The organism is Streptococcus sp. HMSC061E03 (assembly GCF_001813505.1).
Lineage (GTDB): Bacteria > Bacillota > Bacilli > Lactobacillales > Streptococcaceae > Streptococcus.
Map to the genome: position 1 here is coordinate 53151 of NZ_KV812797.1, position 15863 is coordinate 69013.

A 15863-nucleotide genomic window follows, 5' to 3' on the forward strand; every position below is an offset into this window, starting at 1 on the left:
TTCCTTTCTAATGTCCAATGACATAGGTAAATTGTTTGGCAGTTTCCGCATCAAATGTCCGGTAACTAATGATCCCCAATCCTTTAACATTACACTCTGAGACAAGAATTGAACCATCTGATTTGACCTGTTCCACAAATGAAACATGTCCGTATATTGGATCAGCTCCAGCTTGGCCAGGGCTAAATGATAGTGCAGAGTGTTCTGTTGGTGTATGGGTTGTTATGAATCCTGGCTTATTCATCCATTGTCCGCCATTTCCCATAAATGGATCAAAGTTGACTCCGACTTGTTTTCCACGGTTGAAGACATACCAGGTACATTGTCCCCAAGGATAGGTACTAGTGATATATCCTGTGGTGTCAATAGCTGTTGTCAGACTATAACCCACCGGTATATCATTTGAAGTGACTCCTCCACCATCTCTAGTTTTTCCTGTAGTTTGTTCAGGAGCTTTTGGTGTTCCTCCATGTTCATCAATGAAGGCATCCAGTTTTTGCATGGTTTCTGCACGTCTTTTTCCCGATCCTGTAGTATCTGTAAAATAGACTCCACCATCAGTTGCTGGATTGAGTGTTCCATTCGCAAACTTTTTAGCCTTGTCATCTTGAATTTTGAAGGTTTGGTTTTTATTTCCAATGATGGTTTGTTGGGTTAATCCGACAACAGCAAGCTCATCATTAAAGTTATTGGCATATTCTGGATTGGAGTCATAGGCCCCAAAACCAAACATATTGGCTCCAGGATTAGTGGCTACTCCAGCAGTTCCAAGGGAACTTTCATTCAGTGCGATCGCAACAATTCCACGGACATCAAGATTAGATTTAGCTTCCCATTCGAGAAGCTTTTTTCCATTAATTCGGTTCTTATCATAGGAGATTCCTAACGTATCTAAAAAGCCGTCTAATTGCTCTGCCGTGATACCGAAGCGATGAACAAGTAAGTTGTGAGTATAGGGATCTCCATCAGACCAGTGATCCGCATAAGTCACTCCATTTTGGGATTGTGGTGAGCCATTTGTTCCTCCACCTCCGACAGCCCCCATAAGAATAATGATAATGAGGACTGGTAGAAAGAGAGGAATGAGACCAGCTAATAGAAACCATTTTAGTTTTTTCATCGAATCTCCTTTCTAGTTAATGTCTTATATAAGCAGTGAATAGGACAGTCCCAAAACGCCATTTTGCATCTAGAACGACTGAATAGGACTTAGTTTGTAGGATGATTTGGTCTCTTTCTTGTTCCGAGACTGGAAACAAAAGAAGAAAATCGACTGAGCGTTTTCCTTCTTGGTAGGCTTGATAAAGAGTTTCTTCAAGAATTCTTGAAAAAGCAGTTCTTGAGCGTATCTTGGTATTCATATCATTCTCCTCTAAGTTGTTTTAAGCGTTCTGTTAATCGGTCTCTTCGTTCTATATTGGCTCTTAATTTATCATCTCGTGTCATGGTTTTTCTATAAGCACGAGTGAAAGCATTCGATCCTTGAGCTTTGTACATGGCTTGAGGATCTTTATATTCCTCTAATTTGTGCTCAATACTATTAATGCGGAGCTGTTTAAATGGAGAAATCCATTCTTCTTTAAGAGTTTGGAATTCCTCGTTTGAACTTGGTGTTGGCTCCGCTGTGATTGGGGATTCCATTGAAGGAGTTGGTGTTTTTTCTTCAACTGGTTTAATCCCTTCTAGCGTTGGCTTTGTTTTCGGAATGTTTGGTTCAGGAGCATCTGGACTTACTGGCGTCTCAAGTGTTTCTGTTGGGAGGACTTCATCAGGTTGGTGCTCTGATTCCTTATTAGTAAAGAAAGAACCAACATTTTGGAAGTGACTCTTGGCGTTCATCATCATCCCAGCTCCAAAACCAGCACCTGCTAAGGCAAAGTTTCCAAGGTGTTGAGCAGATGAAAGGCTTCTCGATGGTACTTGCGAAGCCACCTCTCTGGTCTTTGTGACCCCTTTTTCAACTTTATTTCCAATATCATTCGCAACCATTCGTGCTTTAGAGCCAAGAATGAATTGAATCAGTTCAGCTTTGTATTTCCATAGAAGGAAGTATACGAGTCCTTTTGATACAACTGAAATGAGTAGTTTAAAGACAAGGCCGAAGATAATCAAGGATGGAAGTGTTTTAAGGATGCCATCAAAGCCTGTAATAACGATATTTTCAATCATTTTCTCAATGTAGAAGACTAATAGAGTTAATAGACTTGTGATAGCTGGAAAAAGCAGCCCACCAAACATGACTTTCAAGACTCCAAAAATCAGATCCTGCATTCTTGGTACAAAGGACATCAATAGCACAATCGGAAAGAGCAGGATCATCATCAAGACGAGTGTTTGCGCGATGACGTTTAACATTTGAATCAAAATAACTGGTATCGCTAATACAAAGGCTTCACAAATTTTGAAGATAACATAAAACATGCGAGTAAAGATGAAATCTGGCATAGCTGAAACCCAACGGTTCTTTTCACCATCATCATTGGCTCCATTTCCTAGTTCATCCAGATATTTATTGCGATCTTTCGATTTAACTGCTTTAAAGTTTCCATTCTTATCGCCTGTTCCTAATACCTTACTATCGTCAAAAGTCTCTTGTTTCCCATCTTGGCTATTCTTATATTTCCCATTTTCTTGACCTGTATTGACAAAGACATAGGCTTTATAAGAGGTTTCTGCAATATAGCTATCTGCCATGGAATCGCCAATTTTAATAGATTTATTATTGCCATACTCCACCTTAATATTCGTGATATTTTTGGTAACATCTTGAGAGACATGGTTGATAGTATCAAGTAGATACAGACCACCTGATGTTCCAGCGATTGTGCCAAAATAACCAAAGCCAAGGATGAGAACTAGAAAGACATGAAGGAGAGTTCTTGAAAAAGCTCCCTTAGAAAAGAAAAACTGATAAAAGAGATAAAACGCTAGGATCAGAAGCAACATTGAAACGAGTGATTGTTTTGCGACTCCGCCAGAACTTGAACCAATGAATCCTTTCCAGATATTCATCGCTCCATTAAATACATAGTTCTTGTAGTTGGAGTAGAGATCAATCTTTTCAAGAATTCGAATCAGCAAAGAAAAGAAGCCCACCACCGCATTTAGAATGAAAAAGAAGAAGTTGACGAAAAGCTCATTAATCAGAACCCAAGCCCCGTTAAAGGAGGCAAACCCAGTAGGTTCCATATAGGACTTGAGAGAGAAGATATCGACTCCCCTTAATTTGTCAAAAGCTTCTTGCATGGATTCACCTCCTAACTAGCGTATTTATTTTCAAGGCTTGATGATACTGTAGCTTTCATTGGTTTTAGAAGCATATCAATATCTTCAAAGATGTTGTGTACGGAAATCATATTGAGATTGCCATACACGTCATAGTATAGGCATTGACCAGAGATCATATTGTCAATCCATTCGAGATTGCTTTCAGTGACTTCGAGATTGACATGTTTTAAGATATCTTCTCGTTCAGACTTTTCATAGAAAGCAAAGATAGTCCCAAATCCCGTTGTATCATCGTCATTTTCTGCATCATGTACAGATTGAGTAATCAGTGCCAAGGTATTGTTTTTGGAGCGTCCAATCCGACGCATATTTTTGATAACGGCTTTTCCTTCTGCGGACTTCATAAGAATCCATGCTTCATCAAAGAACTCAATGGTATCTTCATTTTCATTTCGTTCTCCAAAGTGGGTACAGAAGGCACCAAGCGCAAACATGAGAGCAATAGAGTTGCGTTCATGATCTGAAATTTTTGTGGAATCATCCTTTGGTAGTTTGAGGTTATTGACCTCTAGAATGGTCACTCGTGATTCATAGTTAAGTCCTTGAGTGGTTCCATCTGAAAAGGCTAGTTCCAAGATAGAGTTTGTGACAATTGAAGTCAGATAACGACCAACCGAAGCAATTTCAGAGGAAGTAGAGTCTCTCAGAACTTTTAGGACGTGTTTAAATCCGACCTTCTCACCAGCGACTCGTTTTTCTACAATCGCATTAATAGCTTCTGTGATCGCTGTTTTCTGATCCATCGTGACATCATCTACGGCTTGTAGTAGAAACTCAAGCATGTTTTTTGCGACCTCTACAGCTTGTTCTTTATCTAGAACGACAATAGGATCTAAAACTCCGTGGTTTGATGGTAGTGAGCTGTCTAGTGTTACAAAGTTAAAGTTCTCAATCTGTTTCTTGCGTTCGGGATAGAGAAGTGCAAATTCAGGTGAGTTGATCACTTCTTGGTAGTGATTTCTAAGTTCACGTTTAGGGTCGATATAAAGGGTTTTAACATTTTGTAAAGCCACACTTAAAAAGATGATCTGAGCGAGGAAAGATTTTCCTTGACCTGTCGCACCCGTGATGATGATATGCGGGTTCTTGGTAATCTTTCCAGCTATATCTTCTTTATTTCCCACTGTCGCATTGTAGAGGACAATGTTCTTTGAGGAATCAATAGCTTTAGCGATATTGTCCCAACGACCTGTCCAATTATCTACTCGGCCAATATACCAACCAATACGGTTCCCAGAAGAGGTATTGGTGAAGGGCATGAGCTCTGAAAATCCACGAGCTGTGACCATATGTGTCCAGGTGCGAGTTTTCTTTTGGAGGTTTTCTCCATAGAGCAGAGCTTGAAAGAGATAGGGTCCGTCTTGAGAGGCCTCACTGATTTCGACTCCCATATCGTCAAAGTAATTCAAAACAACTTGTCGTCTTTGGCGTAGTTGGTTCACACTAGAAGCAGATACGATAAGATAGGCTCCATATTCTATGATATCTTCCTTATTTCCGACTTTCTTCATTAAGTCTTTTAGGGAGATGGAACCCATGATGATCTCGTCTTGTTGGACAGTATCGGTATTTTCTGCCTCTTCCATGATGTTTCTGTAACGTGTATTTGAACGTCCCATTCTCCCCTTGATTTTACCAGTATCAATGAATTCTGCTTTGATTCGTAGTTCAACGGGAAAGTTCAAACGTTGGATAAATTCACCTAGGTGAAAGCCGTTGAATTGAACAGGAAATTTACCTACAGGAAGAATTGTCACAAAAGAAGATCCATAAGGGCTTTCTAGCTTGAGGAAGCCACCTTTTAGGACTTTGATCAAGGTGTCCGTGATATTGAATTGAGCACGATTAGCGAGTACCTCTTTCTTGTAGTGAGGGATGTAGCGGAGGTATTGCATCCGCTGGTAATAAAAGAGTTCTTCATTGGATAACCGTTTTGCCCGAAGGACAGAGAAGGCTTGAAAAATAGTGAATTCATCACTTTTGTAGTCTTCATACCAAGTGGGACTTAATTCATATTCATAGCCAAGGCCTTTTGCGATTTTTTCAGTAAACTCATTAAAGCTCTCATAGGCCAAGTCTTTGACGGTAGCTCCATGATTTTGTTTGCGTAAGGTCACTCCAACGACCCAATCAAACTGATAAGGGATTTCCATTTCATCTGTTAGACGATCCACTGTATAAAGGAGCAGTTCTTCTCCTAGTTCACGACTATCATCTGCTAGAGCATCTGAAAAGTCCCGCATTTTCTCCTCTAAGAGATAGTCTTTAGGGATCAGAGATAGTTCAAAGAACTTGTTTTTCTGGAGCTTCTTCATCATTTGAGTAACCGTAATTTTGTGTTTGCCCTTTTTTTCATCATCCGTAATGGTGATAGGAGTGTTGGGAATACGATAATAAGCAACGACTGATTGATCTTTTTTGAGAGCTAGATTTTCATGTGTTTCCCTAATAGGGTAGGTTAAAGTAATACTCATAGGTCCTCCTTTTCTATAGATTTGTTTTTTCAAAGACAATTTCTTCTACAGGCTCTATCCGATCTTCATGATAGATCGCTTTTTTATTGATCTTAAAGTCCCAAAAGTAAATCAGGTAATCTCCAATAAAGACGTGCATCTTTTTACCGTGAGGCTCGTATTCAGTATAAAATTTGGCCAATTTGTAAGGAAGATACCAATAGAGCAAGAGAGAAATGGAGTGAGTGATTTTTGCGAGTGGCACAAAGATAAATCCTCCAAAGAGTAACATGGCCACAAAAATGATGATAAAAACAATGAAAAAGGACAACTGCATCGGTGTCGCAAAGTACCATAGTCGAGTGCCCTTTTTTGTCTTAATTTCTTGGATCCAATAAGGAGCATTTAGGCCCTTACTGTAGTCATAAAGTCTTTCTTCATTCATACTTAAAGCCCTGATTCAATACCGAAGAGTCGAAGGAACCAGCCGACTGCTTTTAGGATATCTTGTCCTTTCGCAATCGAAACAATAACGGCATAGAAACCAACGACAGAGAAGAGTTGAAGCCAAGAACTGTTTCGCCAAGCTTTGATCGCTAAGAGCACGGCAATGGCTGTTAGGATCCAAATTCCGTCGCCCTGGAGGAAGGTTCGTAGATTGTCTGTATTCATAGAGTTCTCCTATTCTTTATCATTTGCATAATTCAGTGGAATGGTGTGTTCTAGTTTTGTGACATAGTAGGTCTTTTCTTTTTTTGAGAGAGTAAAGGTGAAGTTTTCTGAATGAGTGGTCCCTCCAACCTCAAAAGTTGCTTGGACATATGCGATTAGATTCTGACCGTCTTTTTTTAGATAGGTATAATCAATTGTTTTGAAGGTGGTGTTGGCTATCATATCCACATCCTTAGCAATCAGATTAAGGTTATCTTGATTGGTAGTATAGTTGGTAAAGAAGACCTTGAGAAACTTTTCAACTTTCTTACGCTGACCATCTGAAAAGTGATCGTTAGCGGTTAGTTGGAGCTGATCGTCTTCGCTAAAGTGTCCAGCTTGTGAGGATTCAATGGCTGAAAACCAAGGAAGACCAGAGATATAGTATTTCCCATCTTTTTCATCAAATGGAATATTGAAACCCGTCACAATTTCTTTTTCTTCCGTGTTATTATCCCGACGAATCGTTTCCTTGTATTTGATCTTATAGGTCGCAATCTTCCCTTCTACAGTCACTAACTGAGAATAGAGAAGCTCACTAGGGTTTCGAACTTGACCTTGAGCTTTCACATCAGGAATGAAGTTGTAAAAGCTGTTTAAGTATTCGACTTGAGCTTGTTGCTTATCCCCTTCTTGTGGGAGGGTGAAGTAAGCATAGACATAATCATTCAGGTAATATTGGAGTTTGTAGTCGTATTTTCTACTAGACTCCGTTGGCTGTGCCTTTTGTTTTTGAGTAGCCTCAACTTGAGCTTGTAGTGTTCCTACTTTATTTGATAGTGTGATAGCACGAAAGGATCCCAAGAGACCAACCAAAAGGAGGAAAGAAATTCCTCCTATGACTGCAATATTGACGGTCTTTTTATTGGTGACTTTTAGTTTTGGTGGGCCTCCTTTTTTCTCCACCTTTTTAAAGTGTGAGAGATATTCCTTTGCTTGAAGAAAGTAGCGTTTGGCTTTATCCATAGATCCTCCTTTTTAGAGAGCAGCGAGTTCAATGAGCTTTGAGCCTTTTGCATAGAGGCGCTTATTGGCTTTTTCGATCTCGCCATTAATGTAATAGTAGCCTCGCAACTCAGTTTGAAGTTGTTCGATCAAGTCAGGTTTTAGGTCTTTGGCTTCTTCTTTTTTTAGGAGACTATTTAATTCTCCAGCTTTGGTCCAAGCCTCTCTGTGATCTTTCTTTTTAAGTAATTCTCCCAGTTCATTCGTGACTTGAGAGACTTTCTTTTCAAAAATAGTTTTAGTGGCCATTTCAATTTCCTTTCTAAATGTTTCTTGGTTTTCTTTGATGGTCTTTTGAATATAAGCAATGAGTGAGGGGCGCATTTTCTTATTTACGCTCAACACTTGACCATCTAAGGTAAAACAGGCATGTTCATAGTTATAGAACCCTCTACTATCTGGAAGATCTTCTGTACATCTGCCTGCACATTCGTAGTAGAAGTCTTTGCCCTTTCGTAAGAGGATATACATACTCCAGAATTCATGTTCTGGAAGAAGCAGAAAATCTGCTTGATAAATCTTCTTTAACATCTTAAGAAGCCTCAAGCAGATCATCGTAACCTAGAGCTTGGTAGATAAAATCTGAATCAAACCAGAGCCAGTCATTGATTTGTACTTCTGTCGGTGTATTCCCAGAGAAGATATCCTCACAAATGACGGTTAGAGTATCTACTCCACCACGTTCACGGACAGTGTTCAAGGTGGTTAGTCCACCAGACCAGGCTTTAAAGTTGTCTAGTGAATTGATTTGAACTTTGTATTCCATATAGTTTTTCCTTTCTAGTGTTCATAGTGTTTATTGGCTTTGAGAAGTCGTAACATGGCTTTTCCTCGATCAGTGATCTCTCCGCTATTCTGAATCATTTTCATGTATTCTGTTTGGAGGATCTTGTCTGCTTCAGTGACTAGTGCAAGGGAGTTCGCAACTTGATAGGTCAGCCAGCGAATCGTTCTCTCAATACTGTAAGGCTGTGGGTTGGTTGAGAGCTTTAAGGGTTCGACACCTCCAAAGAGCTGTTGCCATTTCTCATCAGGTTTATAGGCTCCAAAGCGAGTAACTCCATCATAGACTTGGATTTCTTTATTGACGATGCCTCTTGCGATTTCTCCGAGATCAACACCGTTAATGTATTCTTCCACAATGCCTTGAGCTTTCTGATCTGAAAAGCGGAGTTCATAGCGATTCCAGATACCAAAAATCTCCAAGGATTCGTCCAAGGAGATGTTTTCCATTCGAGCTATTTCATAGCGCTTTTCATAAAAGTTGAAGTAGAGTTGACTTTGACGACTTCCAAAATAAATGGACAAGCCGTGATTAGCCTCCATGTCTTCGTTGTCAGTGAAGGATCCACCACCCGTAATATTCCATTTCTTGATCGTGTCTAGGATAATCTCTTTGGAATAGAGTTTATCAATCAATTTAGGAATTTGAATTTGTTCGTCCTCGTGACCATAACCCTTATAAAGTTCATCCAGAGCAATATCGAGACGCTTCACCCGAACATCTTCATAGGAATAAAGAATATTTTGAAGAAAGATCTGCCAAGTGATTCCCTTGTCTTCTAGAAGCAATTCCAACTCACGGCATCCTTGACCGGATAGTTGAAGACAAGTTTGGTAATCATTGGTCACAGACTTATCAAAGAAATCAAAAATCCAGATGTTTCCTCGTTGCCATAAGTGGGTATAATTCATGAGACGGGTTTCTTGGTCTGTAAATTCGCTAAGGTGGCAGTGAAGAAAGTTTTCACAGAAAGCATCTAAATCTTTTAATCGAGGAAAGGTCAATCGTAGATAGTCGATTTGAGCCCGAAGACTGTTTTTATCGCAGTCTTGATAGTAACCGAGTCTTTCTTTTAGTTCTCTAAACTTATCAATCGTCAGTCCTCTTTCGCCTGTTTCATAAGAGCGGTAGGTTCTTGTAGGTAGATCAACAGCTTGTGCAAATGCTTTTTGACTAAGTCCTGTTTGTTTTCTGAAATTCTTAATATGAAAAGGACTAATTTTGTCCATTCATCGCAACACCTCTTTCTAACAAAGTGACACACTTTTTTGATGAAAGTGACACACTTCATAAAATTTGAAAACCCAACTCCCATAAGGAATGAGGAGGGGTGGACTTGGCGTATTTGCCAAATGTAACCCCCCTATTAGAAAACGGGGGTTGAAGTTTCATCATGGCCTAGAAACTTCGGGCTACGGTCTGCGCCTGACCTGCGGTCAGGCTTGCCCTTGCCCTTGTCCTAGCCCATGATGAACAATCGTCGCTTCAACTGCTTTTGGATAAGACCTGCGTCCTCCCTCTTCAAATTGAGCGAGGATTTCAAGAAGAAGTTTTTCTTGAAAAGGATCCACTAGAATAGCGGATACAGTCCGTTCAAAGATGATCCCTTGTTCTGTTAAGAGATAGATAATCTTGCGTAAGGTTGGCATTTTAAGATTTTGTTCGTCCGCAAATTCCTTGAGTGGTCGTTTGTTTGATTCGTTTTCTATAGCCTCCTCTTCCTCTATAGGATCAATTGTTTCAACCGTTGGTTTATATTCTTCAAATACTGAGAATTCTTCTCCTTCAAACTCCATGATAGGAATTTTAGAATAGGCATCATAGAAGGAAAAGCCTTGATCAAGCGGTACATAAGGAGAGAAAAACTCACCAGCCAGCTCACCGTTATTTGCGATATAGCCCCGTCCTTTGACCTTGACTCCATTAATTTCATCCAGCTTTTTAAACTCTTTGGTTTTATTGGCATCTCCAAACATCATGTCATATCCTGTTGATTCTAAATGACCGACGGAGAGACGCTTCATAAAGTTATCCCGAAGAGCCGTTTTGATAAATTCTCCATCGGGCCGTTGCATAGCAAAGATGATAAAGACTCCAGCTTGACGACCTTCTAGAACTAACTGTGAGAGATATTCCATGAGTTCTGACTGTTGGCTATAGTCACGGTCAATCTTTGCCATAAGAGCTGCCCACTCGTCTACAAGAATGAATTTCGGTTTCATATCATAATGAGTAAAATTCTTTCCAGCTTGAAATTTTGGCGAAGTAGACATCATTTCATAGCGTTTTTCCATGAACTCTACATTCTCTTTAAAACAGTTAATGATATCTTCCTTGCTAGTGTAAACCTGGCTATGGAAGACTGGAATTTTCTTTAATCCAGCTAGATCTGAATTCTTTGGATCACAGATATCGATAAAGCCGATTTTAGCAAGAGCGTAGATTATGGTCATGAGAACAACAGTTTTTCCTCCACCAGTTCCACCACCGATGAGAAGATGAGGTTCTTCAATATAATCCCAAGATACATCTTTCATGAGCTGGAGTTTGGATCCCTTGACTTTTACTTCATCAATGGAGATCCGACTATCAATCCGATTAATAGCAATTTCATATTTGATAAAACGGTTATCAAAGGTTTTATTACGAAAGTCCCCGTTAAACATGACTTCAAGAGTAGCTCCAAGGTTTAAGAAGCGATCTTGAAATTTATTGCCTTCTAGAATGAAACTCACTTCAATCTTATAGCGAGACTGTTTGATATACACTTGAGGTAAGGTGATTTTTTCAATGATCTTGTTTTCACGTCTGACCTTTTTAACTAGATACAGGTTATTCTCGAGCAAAAAGCGTGAAAGAATTCGAAGGCTGTTGAGCTTTTGAAAAAAGAGCATCTTCCTGTAGCAAACCCGATTAATAAACCAAGAGAGAAGCAAAGAAAAGAGAAGCCCAGCTCCTAGAAAATATCCTTGGGGTAAGGGATGAGATTTTAATTCTTCTAAATGTAAGTAGCTGTAGTAACTAATAGCCAACAAAAAAGGAAACCACCAGATAAACCATGTGATTCCCTTTAGTTTACGATGAAAAACTCGAACTCTTTTTCCCCGATAGGTAAAGAGTTTCATCCTGCATCACCTCCTAGTTTTCCTTCTTATTTTCTACGGGTTTGTTTTCTTTAATCGGTGCGCCTCCAGTTTTTTTCTTGATTTTAGAAGCAAAGAGCTTATAGATATCATTACGATTGACGTGGGTATGAGTGATAACAATATCTTCCAATTCAACCTCTTCTCGGTATTTAATACCTAGGTCTTCAATTTCAGACTCAGACATATCTGCGATAGTGAAAAAGAGGGTTTCATGCTGGACAGAAGAATGAATTCCTACAACAATTCCACGAATCTCACCTGTATTAACTTGTACAAATGATCCATCAGGATTTCGTTGTGAACGATCCACTTCAAAGATGATATCAGGACCTTCAATGCCTCGGAAAGACAGTTTTCCAAGGACAGCTGGGACATCTAGTCCATCTGTAATGACACGATAAGTCTTGTCAGCAATTTGTAGTTTTTCTCCGTAGTTTAATCCAATTTTAGCCATGTGATTTTCTCCTTTTATTTCTTATTTTTTGAGTACCAATTTTTCCGCAAAGACATTGAGATAAGGTGCAACAGTGTTGCCATTTAGAGCAGTGTCTGGGAAGAAGATTGGGTTAACTGCTTCTACTAGAGCATCTTCTGGAAAGACCGTTGTAGAGGCTGGTGTGATAACGTGAAAGGCTCCGTGCTCTGCGCTGTTTAGAATGTGACGTTGGTATTTGCCTTCTTTCCCAAAAATGAATTTAGGAGCATTTCCCAAACGTTCGTAGTAAGCAGGGCCAATAAATTCTGGTTTCATTTTAAGTGTTTCTGAGATCATAAGATTTTCCTTTCTGAGTGTAAAATAAAAAGAGTTAAGCTAGTTGCTTGACTCTTGAGTAATAGTGGGTAAATAGTTTTCGTTTAAACATGCGACTATAGAATTGAATATCCCCATGAGCATAGCCATTTCTACGAGCATCATCTGCGAGATGGTCTAAATCAATTTGAGCTTGAGCATAAAGTTTAGCCTGAAGTTTATCAGATTCACTAAACATGCCATAGGTAAATTCGTAATTATCATAGAGTCGTTTACATTGTAATGCGAAAAAAGTTTGTCATATTATTCTCCTTTATTGTAAAATGTAAAAAAGCTACTAAGTGAAAAAAGGAAAGAACTTAGTAGCTTGAGAGTAGGTCTATCTAATTAGATAGACAGCAGTAAAGAAAAGTTATTTGGTTGAAGGATCCCTCCTTCACGGTGGCAACGTTTAGCAAGGTGCTTTGCGTCAATTACCATCGCTTTCCCAGCCAATCTCTTTAGGTAGTCATGATCATACCCAAGGGATTCTCTTACGCCCTTTGGCGAAGCCAGTTCACTTTACTATTCGGAAAAGTGCGAAAGTCCGAAATGCGTGGAAGCCCACAAAAATGTTTTCTATCTTCACTTCAACCATAAAACGGACTTGACTTTTCTTTCCAAAACATTTACAATAAAGGTACGAAGTTTAGTGTAGTTTTGGCAATCAGTCCTCTGGTTGTCAGACGCACTTTTTATTTAATTATCAATGATCATAATGCCGATAGTTAGGTGTTATTATTTTTAAAGCCTATATAACCATCAGCTATATTTATATTATATAACCGTTGGTTATATTTGTCAAGGGGTTATTTAAAAAAAGTTAAAAATATTTTTAGAGGTCAAAAATGGAGTTTTCGGAACGCTTAAAAAAACTTAGGAAAGACGCTGGTTTGACTCAAGTTGATGTAGCAGAAAAATTAGGAATTTCGCAGCCAGCATATGCATCATGGGAACGGGGAGTCAAAAAACCTACCCAAGAAAATCTTGTTAAAATTGCACAAATTTTAAACGTATCAATTGATTATTTAGTTGGAAATTCAGAAGAAAAATTAGATGAATTAGATAATATTGAATTGCTTTTCCGTATGAACTCAAAAGGATTGACTGATGAGGAAAAAGAAATTTTTAAAAAAGAGTTGATTGTATTCATGAAAGAGCGAAAGAAAGCCTTTAAAAAAGGTGGCTTGCTTTAAATGAAGCTTCGACGATTTATGAGGTTTAAAATATGATAGATTTTTTTAAAAAATATCCTTTTAGACGTAAGACGTGGAAGAAAGACTTTCCACTATCTTATGAAGAACTTTGTTCTCTAAGAGATGGGATTTATTATGCTTTTGATCATTGGAACGATTATGGCTATAGAACATTGTATGCAATGATAGCAAAAATTGATGGTGATATTTACGATTGTGGTAGACTTAAAATATCATTCATTCCTTACCGGCATGAAGAGGAAATAGACTTACAATCGATTCTTGTTCAAGAAGAAGGATATAATCTAATTTCACTCGGAAATAAAGAGTATTATGAATTTTTAAATAATTTTCTATCCTTACCTGAAAAAGATGAGTATTTCAAAAAAATGGGGGATATTGCTTATGATTTAAATAGACTAGATGAGTCAATTAAGAATGATTCGATTTATCATCCTATAGAAGAATATTATTTATTGAAGAATTCTTTTTTACGGGATGTTTCTTTAAGTGAAATCAGAAATCAGTTGCATAGATTGAGTATAGGTGGAAAATATATCGATGAATATCAAATTAGTATTATCGATAAAAATGGCAACAATGTTTTAGAATTTAGAAAAAATCCACATTCATTAGAGTATTTTCCAGATACTTTATATGCAATTGTAGGGAATAATGGAGCTGGGAAAACCTATTTTATAAAAAATTTGATTGATCTTTATATTAAAAAAAATAGTGATTTATTTAATAATATTACTTCTAATATAAATCAATTTGAGTCAATTGTATTAATTTCATATAGTCCTTTTGATACTGGAATTATAAAGAAAGATAGCGAAAATTATAAATTCATTGGAATCGATTTCAATAAGACGACTAGTTTAGAGGATTATATTACTAAGGAAATAAAAACACTTTTTACGGAGGCAACAACTCCCAAAAATGAAAGTAGAACTAAAAAAATTATAGATAAATTTTCCTTTGATCCTTTGTTTATTCGAATTCTTCCATTGATTGAAAAAAGAGAATTATCAGAAGATATAATAAATGAATTAAGTTCTGGTCAGAAAATAGTTTTACTTAGTCTATTGAATTTGATTATCAAGGTCTTTGAAAAAACACTTGTAATTATTGATGAGCCTGAATTGTTCTTGCATCCTCCTCTTTTAAAAGCATATATTAGAGGAGTAGAAGAAATTGTTGAGGAAGGAAATGGTATTTGTTTATTAGCAACTCACTCTGCAATCGTACTTCAGGAAGTACCTAATACAAATATTAGGAAGTTAAAATATGATTTTGAAAGCCATGAGGGTAGTATAGTGAAACTATCAAGTAAAACTTATGGAGAGAGTATTAGCTTCATTAATGATACTATTTTTGGTACCGACTTAAGAAACACAGGGTTCTACAAAGTATTACAAGATAAAATAGGCGAAGAACAAATTTCAGATAATTTTGAAGCCGTTTTGGGTAGTGAAGCAAGAATTATATTACGGCTATCGAAGGAATTAAAAACAAATGAAGAAGATTGACGAACCGGATTTTAAAGTTTCTGATGTATGTGATACTGCAATCACTGATTCTTCAAATAAGGAAGATAAGAACATCAAGGATGTTTTCACACAAGTAGATTCAGCAGGGTGGAAAGCACAACTAGAGTTTCATGAGAGAATCTATCTTGACAATAGACATCAATTGTATACTATGGAAGAGATGGACGATGCATATGGTATAACTGTTAAACAAATGGAAGGTATATTCACATACTGCATGACTGGTAGTCGTACTTATAAGGATAGACTATATTCTCTGGCTCCAGATAGATGTCCTATTTGTGATAAGCGGTGGGGATTTAATGATAAAAATTTAGATCATGTTCTACCAAAATCTAAATTTCCTCAATTTGCTATAACTCCCCATAATCTTGTTACAACTTGCGATACTTGTAATAAGCGAAAACATGATGGACATGGCAAGGATGAATCGACAGGTGTTTTTAATGCGTATTTTCATGAAGTTTCTTTAGCAAAGTATATAAAATGTTATATATATGCCTCTAGAGGGGATATAGTGGTAAATGTTCATTTAATATCTTTTGATGAATCTGAAATACAAGATGAGAATCAATATCAAAGATTAAAGTATTGGTTTGAAAAATTATATGACCTAGACCAGATGTATAATATTAATGTCAGAAATAATATTTTAAAGTTAGTTGATGAATTTGCCAGGAGTGATATACCAGAAGGTTTAATTTCAGAAGAATTCCTACGTAAGGAATTTCAAACGAATTATGATGAATATAATAAATTTGATTTTTCAGATGGTTTGATATCAGATGAATTTTTGATTTTTATAATGTATGATTCTCTAGCAAATAAATCTCCAAATGAATTGATAGCCTTAATTAAGGAAAATATTCTTGCTAGAAAATCAGAGATAGCTTTGGCTAAGTGTGAGGATATATTTTAGAATTTTCAGTAGACAATC

At 37.5% G+C, this 15863-nt stretch carries 17 protein-coding genes; 3 read left to right on the plus strand and 14 right to left on the minus strand.

The window, feature by feature from the left end; genetic code table 11:
- Nucleotides 1-7: 7 nt before the first annotated feature.
- The 14 genes from HMPREF2917_RS08030 to HMPREF2917_RS08095 all read right to left on the minus strand — a co-directional run bounded on the left by HMPREF2917_RS08030 (nucleotide 8) and on the right by HMPREF2917_RS08095 (nucleotide 12376).
- Nucleotides 8-1120, minus strand: a complete 1113-nt coding sequence (locus HMPREF2917_RS08030; RefSeq protein WP_070590110.1) for a CHAP domain-containing protein — start codon at nucleotides 1118-1120, stop codon at nucleotides 8-10.
- 16 nt (nucleotides 1121-1136) lie between these two features.
- Nucleotides 1137-1361, minus strand: a complete 225-nt coding sequence (locus tag HMPREF2917_RS08035; protein ID WP_070590113.1) for a hypothetical protein — start codon at nucleotides 1359-1361, stop codon at nucleotides 1137-1139.
- 1 nt (nucleotide 1362) lies between these two features.
- Nucleotides 1363-3246 (minus strand): phage tail family protein, encoded by a 1884-nt coding sequence (locus tag HMPREF2917_RS08040; protein WP_070590116.1) that lies wholly within the window; start codon nucleotides 3244-3246, stop codon nucleotides 1363-1365.
- Nucleotides 3247-3257: 11 nt separating this feature from the next.
- On the minus strand, nucleotides 3258-5762 hold the full coding sequence (locus HMPREF2917_RS08045) for an ATP-binding protein (RefSeq protein ID WP_070590118.1): 2505 nt from the start codon (nucleotides 5760-5762) through the stop codon (nucleotides 3258-3260).
- 13 nt (nucleotides 5763-5775) lie between these two features.
- Complete coding sequence (locus HMPREF2917_RS08050) at nucleotides 5776-6186, minus strand: conjugal transfer protein (protein WP_003005516.1); 411 nt, start codon at nucleotides 6184-6186, stop codon at nucleotides 5776-5778.
- A gap of 2 nt (nucleotides 6187-6188) precedes the next feature.
- Entirely contained in the window at nucleotides 6189-6413 is a 225-nt protein-coding gene (locus tag HMPREF2917_RS08055; RefSeq protein ID WP_003005585.1) for a TcpD family membrane protein, read from the minus strand.
- 9 nt (nucleotides 6414-6422) lie between these two features.
- On the minus strand, nucleotides 6423-7418 hold the full coding sequence (locus HMPREF2917_RS08060; RefSeq protein WP_070590121.1) for a conjugal transfer protein: 996 nt from the start codon (nucleotides 7416-7418) through the stop codon (nucleotides 6423-6425).
- Between the two features lie 12 nt (nucleotides 7419-7430).
- Nucleotides 7431-7988, minus strand: coding sequence for a conjugal transfer protein (locus HMPREF2917_RS08065; RefSeq protein ID WP_070590123.1), 558 nt, complete (start codon nucleotides 7986-7988; stop codon nucleotides 7431-7433).
- 1 nt (nucleotide 7989) lies between these two features.
- On the minus strand, nucleotides 7990-8223 hold the full coding sequence (locus HMPREF2917_RS08070; RefSeq protein ID WP_049488277.1) for a hypothetical protein: 234 nt from the start codon (nucleotides 8221-8223) through the stop codon (nucleotides 7990-7992).
- A gap of 14 nt (nucleotides 8224-8237) precedes the next feature.
- Nucleotides 8238-9470, minus strand: coding sequence for a replication initiation factor domain-containing protein (locus tag HMPREF2917_RS08075; protein WP_070590124.1), 1233 nt, complete (start codon nucleotides 9468-9470; stop codon nucleotides 8238-8240).
- Nucleotides 9471-9677: 207 nt separating this feature from the next.
- A complete protein-coding gene (locus tag HMPREF2917_RS08080; protein ID WP_070590126.1) occupies nucleotides 9678-11366 on the minus strand; it encodes an FtsK/SpoIIIE domain-containing protein in 1689 nt (562 codons plus the stop codon).
- A 13-nt stretch (nucleotides 11367-11379) separates the two neighbouring features.
- A complete protein-coding gene (locus HMPREF2917_RS08085; RefSeq protein ID WP_013904644.1) occupies nucleotides 11380-11841 on the minus strand; it encodes a hypothetical protein in 462 nt (153 codons plus the stop codon).
- A 21-nt stretch (nucleotides 11842-11862) separates the two neighbouring features.
- On the minus strand, nucleotides 11863-12159 hold the full coding sequence (locus HMPREF2917_RS08090) for a hypothetical protein (protein ID WP_049526014.1): 297 nt from the start codon (nucleotides 12157-12159) through the stop codon (nucleotides 11863-11865).
- Nucleotides 12160-12193: 34 nt separating this feature from the next.
- Nucleotides 12194-12376 (minus strand): hypothetical protein, encoded by a 183-nt coding sequence (locus HMPREF2917_RS08095; protein WP_000490640.1) that lies wholly within the window; start codon nucleotides 12374-12376, stop codon nucleotides 12194-12196.
- Between the two features lie 649 nt (nucleotides 12377-13025).
- On the opposite strand from HMPREF2917_RS08095, the gene HMPREF2917_RS08100 reads away from it, so the two are divergent.
- The 3 genes from HMPREF2917_RS08100 to HMPREF2917_RS08110 are packed head-to-tail and all read left to right on the plus strand — an operon-like array spanning nucleotide 13026 to nucleotide 15845.
- Nucleotides 13026-13373 carry a helix-turn-helix domain-containing protein gene (locus HMPREF2917_RS08100; RefSeq protein ID WP_070590127.1) on the plus strand — a complete coding sequence of 116 codons (348 nt, stop codon included), beginning with the start codon at nucleotides 13026-13028 and terminating at the stop codon, nucleotides 13371-13373.
- 32 nt (nucleotides 13374-13405) lie between these two features.
- Nucleotides 13406-14905, plus strand: coding sequence for an AAA family ATPase (locus tag HMPREF2917_RS08105; RefSeq protein WP_070590128.1), 1500 nt, complete (start codon nucleotides 13406-13408; stop codon nucleotides 14903-14905).
- Nucleotides 14892-15845 (plus strand): HNH endonuclease, encoded by a 954-nt coding sequence (locus tag HMPREF2917_RS08110; protein ID WP_070590130.1) that lies wholly within the window; start codon nucleotides 14892-14894, stop codon nucleotides 15843-15845. The genes HMPREF2917_RS08105 and HMPREF2917_RS08110 overlap by 14 nt, the downstream gene beginning before the upstream one ends.
- The last annotated feature ends 18 nt before the right edge of the window (nucleotides 15846-15863 follow it).

What these genes read in the sequence shown, in the direction of transcription:
- HMPREF2917_RS08040 (WP_070590116.1), bottom strand. Translation starts at nt 3,246, where the DNA reads ATGCAAGAAGCTTTTGACAAATTAAGGGGAGTCGATATCTTCTCTCTC.
- HMPREF2917_RS08065 (WP_070590123.1), bottom strand. Translation starts at nt 7,988, where the DNA reads ATGTTAAAGAAGATTTATCAAGCAGATTTTCTGCTTCTTCCAGAACAT.
- HMPREF2917_RS08045 (WP_070590118.1), bottom strand. Translation starts at nt 5,762, where the DNA reads ATGAGTATTACTTTAACCTACCCTATTAGGGAAACACATGAAAATCTA.
- HMPREF2917_RS08090 (WP_049526014.1), bottom strand. Translation starts at nt 12,159, where the DNA reads ATGATCTCAGAAACACTTAAAATGAAACCAGAATTTATTGGCCCTGCT.
- HMPREF2917_RS08085 (WP_013904644.1), bottom strand. Translation starts at nt 11,841, where the DNA reads ATGGCTAAAATTGGATTAAACTACGGAGAAAAACTACAAATTGCTGAC.
- HMPREF2917_RS08095 (WP_000490640.1), bottom strand. Translation starts at nt 12,376, where the DNA reads ATGTTTAGTGAATCTGATAAACTTCAGGCTAAACTTTATGCTCAAGCT.
- HMPREF2917_RS08110 (WP_070590130.1), top strand. Translation starts at nt 14,892, where the DNA reads ATGAAGAAGATTGACGAACCGGATTTTAAAGTTTCTGATGTATGTGAT.
- HMPREF2917_RS08070 (WP_049488277.1), bottom strand. Translation starts at nt 8,223, where the DNA reads ATGGAATACAAAGTTCAAATCAATTCACTAGACAACTTTAAAGCCTGG.
- HMPREF2917_RS08050 (WP_003005516.1), bottom strand. Translation starts at nt 6,186, where the DNA reads ATGAATGAAGAAAGACTTTATGACTACAGTAAGGGCCTAAATGCTCCT.
- HMPREF2917_RS08075 (WP_070590124.1), bottom strand. Translation starts at nt 9,470, where the DNA reads ATGGACAAAATTAGTCCTTTTCATATTAAGAATTTCAGAAAACAAACA.
- HMPREF2917_RS08030 (WP_070590110.1), bottom strand. Translation starts at nt 1,120, where the DNA reads ATGAAAAAACTAAAATGGTTTCTATTAGCTGGTCTCATTCCTCTCTTT.
- HMPREF2917_RS08100 (WP_070590127.1), top strand. Translation starts at nt 13,026, where the DNA reads ATGGAGTTTTCGGAACGCTTAAAAAAACTTAGGAAAGACGCTGGTTTG.
- HMPREF2917_RS08055 (WP_003005585.1), bottom strand. Translation starts at nt 6,413, where the DNA reads ATGAATACAGACAATCTACGAACCTTCCTCCAGGGCGACGGAATTTGG.
- HMPREF2917_RS08035 (WP_070590113.1), bottom strand. Translation starts at nt 1,361, where the DNA reads ATGAATACCAAGATACGCTCAAGAACTGCTTTTTCAAGAATTCTTGAA.
- HMPREF2917_RS08080 (WP_070590126.1), bottom strand. Translation starts at nt 11,366, where the DNA reads ATGAAACTCTTTACCTATCGGGGAAAAAGAGTTCGAGTTTTTCATCGT.
- HMPREF2917_RS08060 (WP_070590121.1), bottom strand. Translation starts at nt 7,418, where the DNA reads ATGGATAAAGCCAAACGCTACTTTCTTCAAGCAAAGGAATATCTCTCA.
- HMPREF2917_RS08105 (WP_070590128.1), top strand. Translation starts at nt 13,406, where the DNA reads ATGATAGATTTTTTTAAAAAATATCCTTTTAGACGTAAGACGTGGAAG.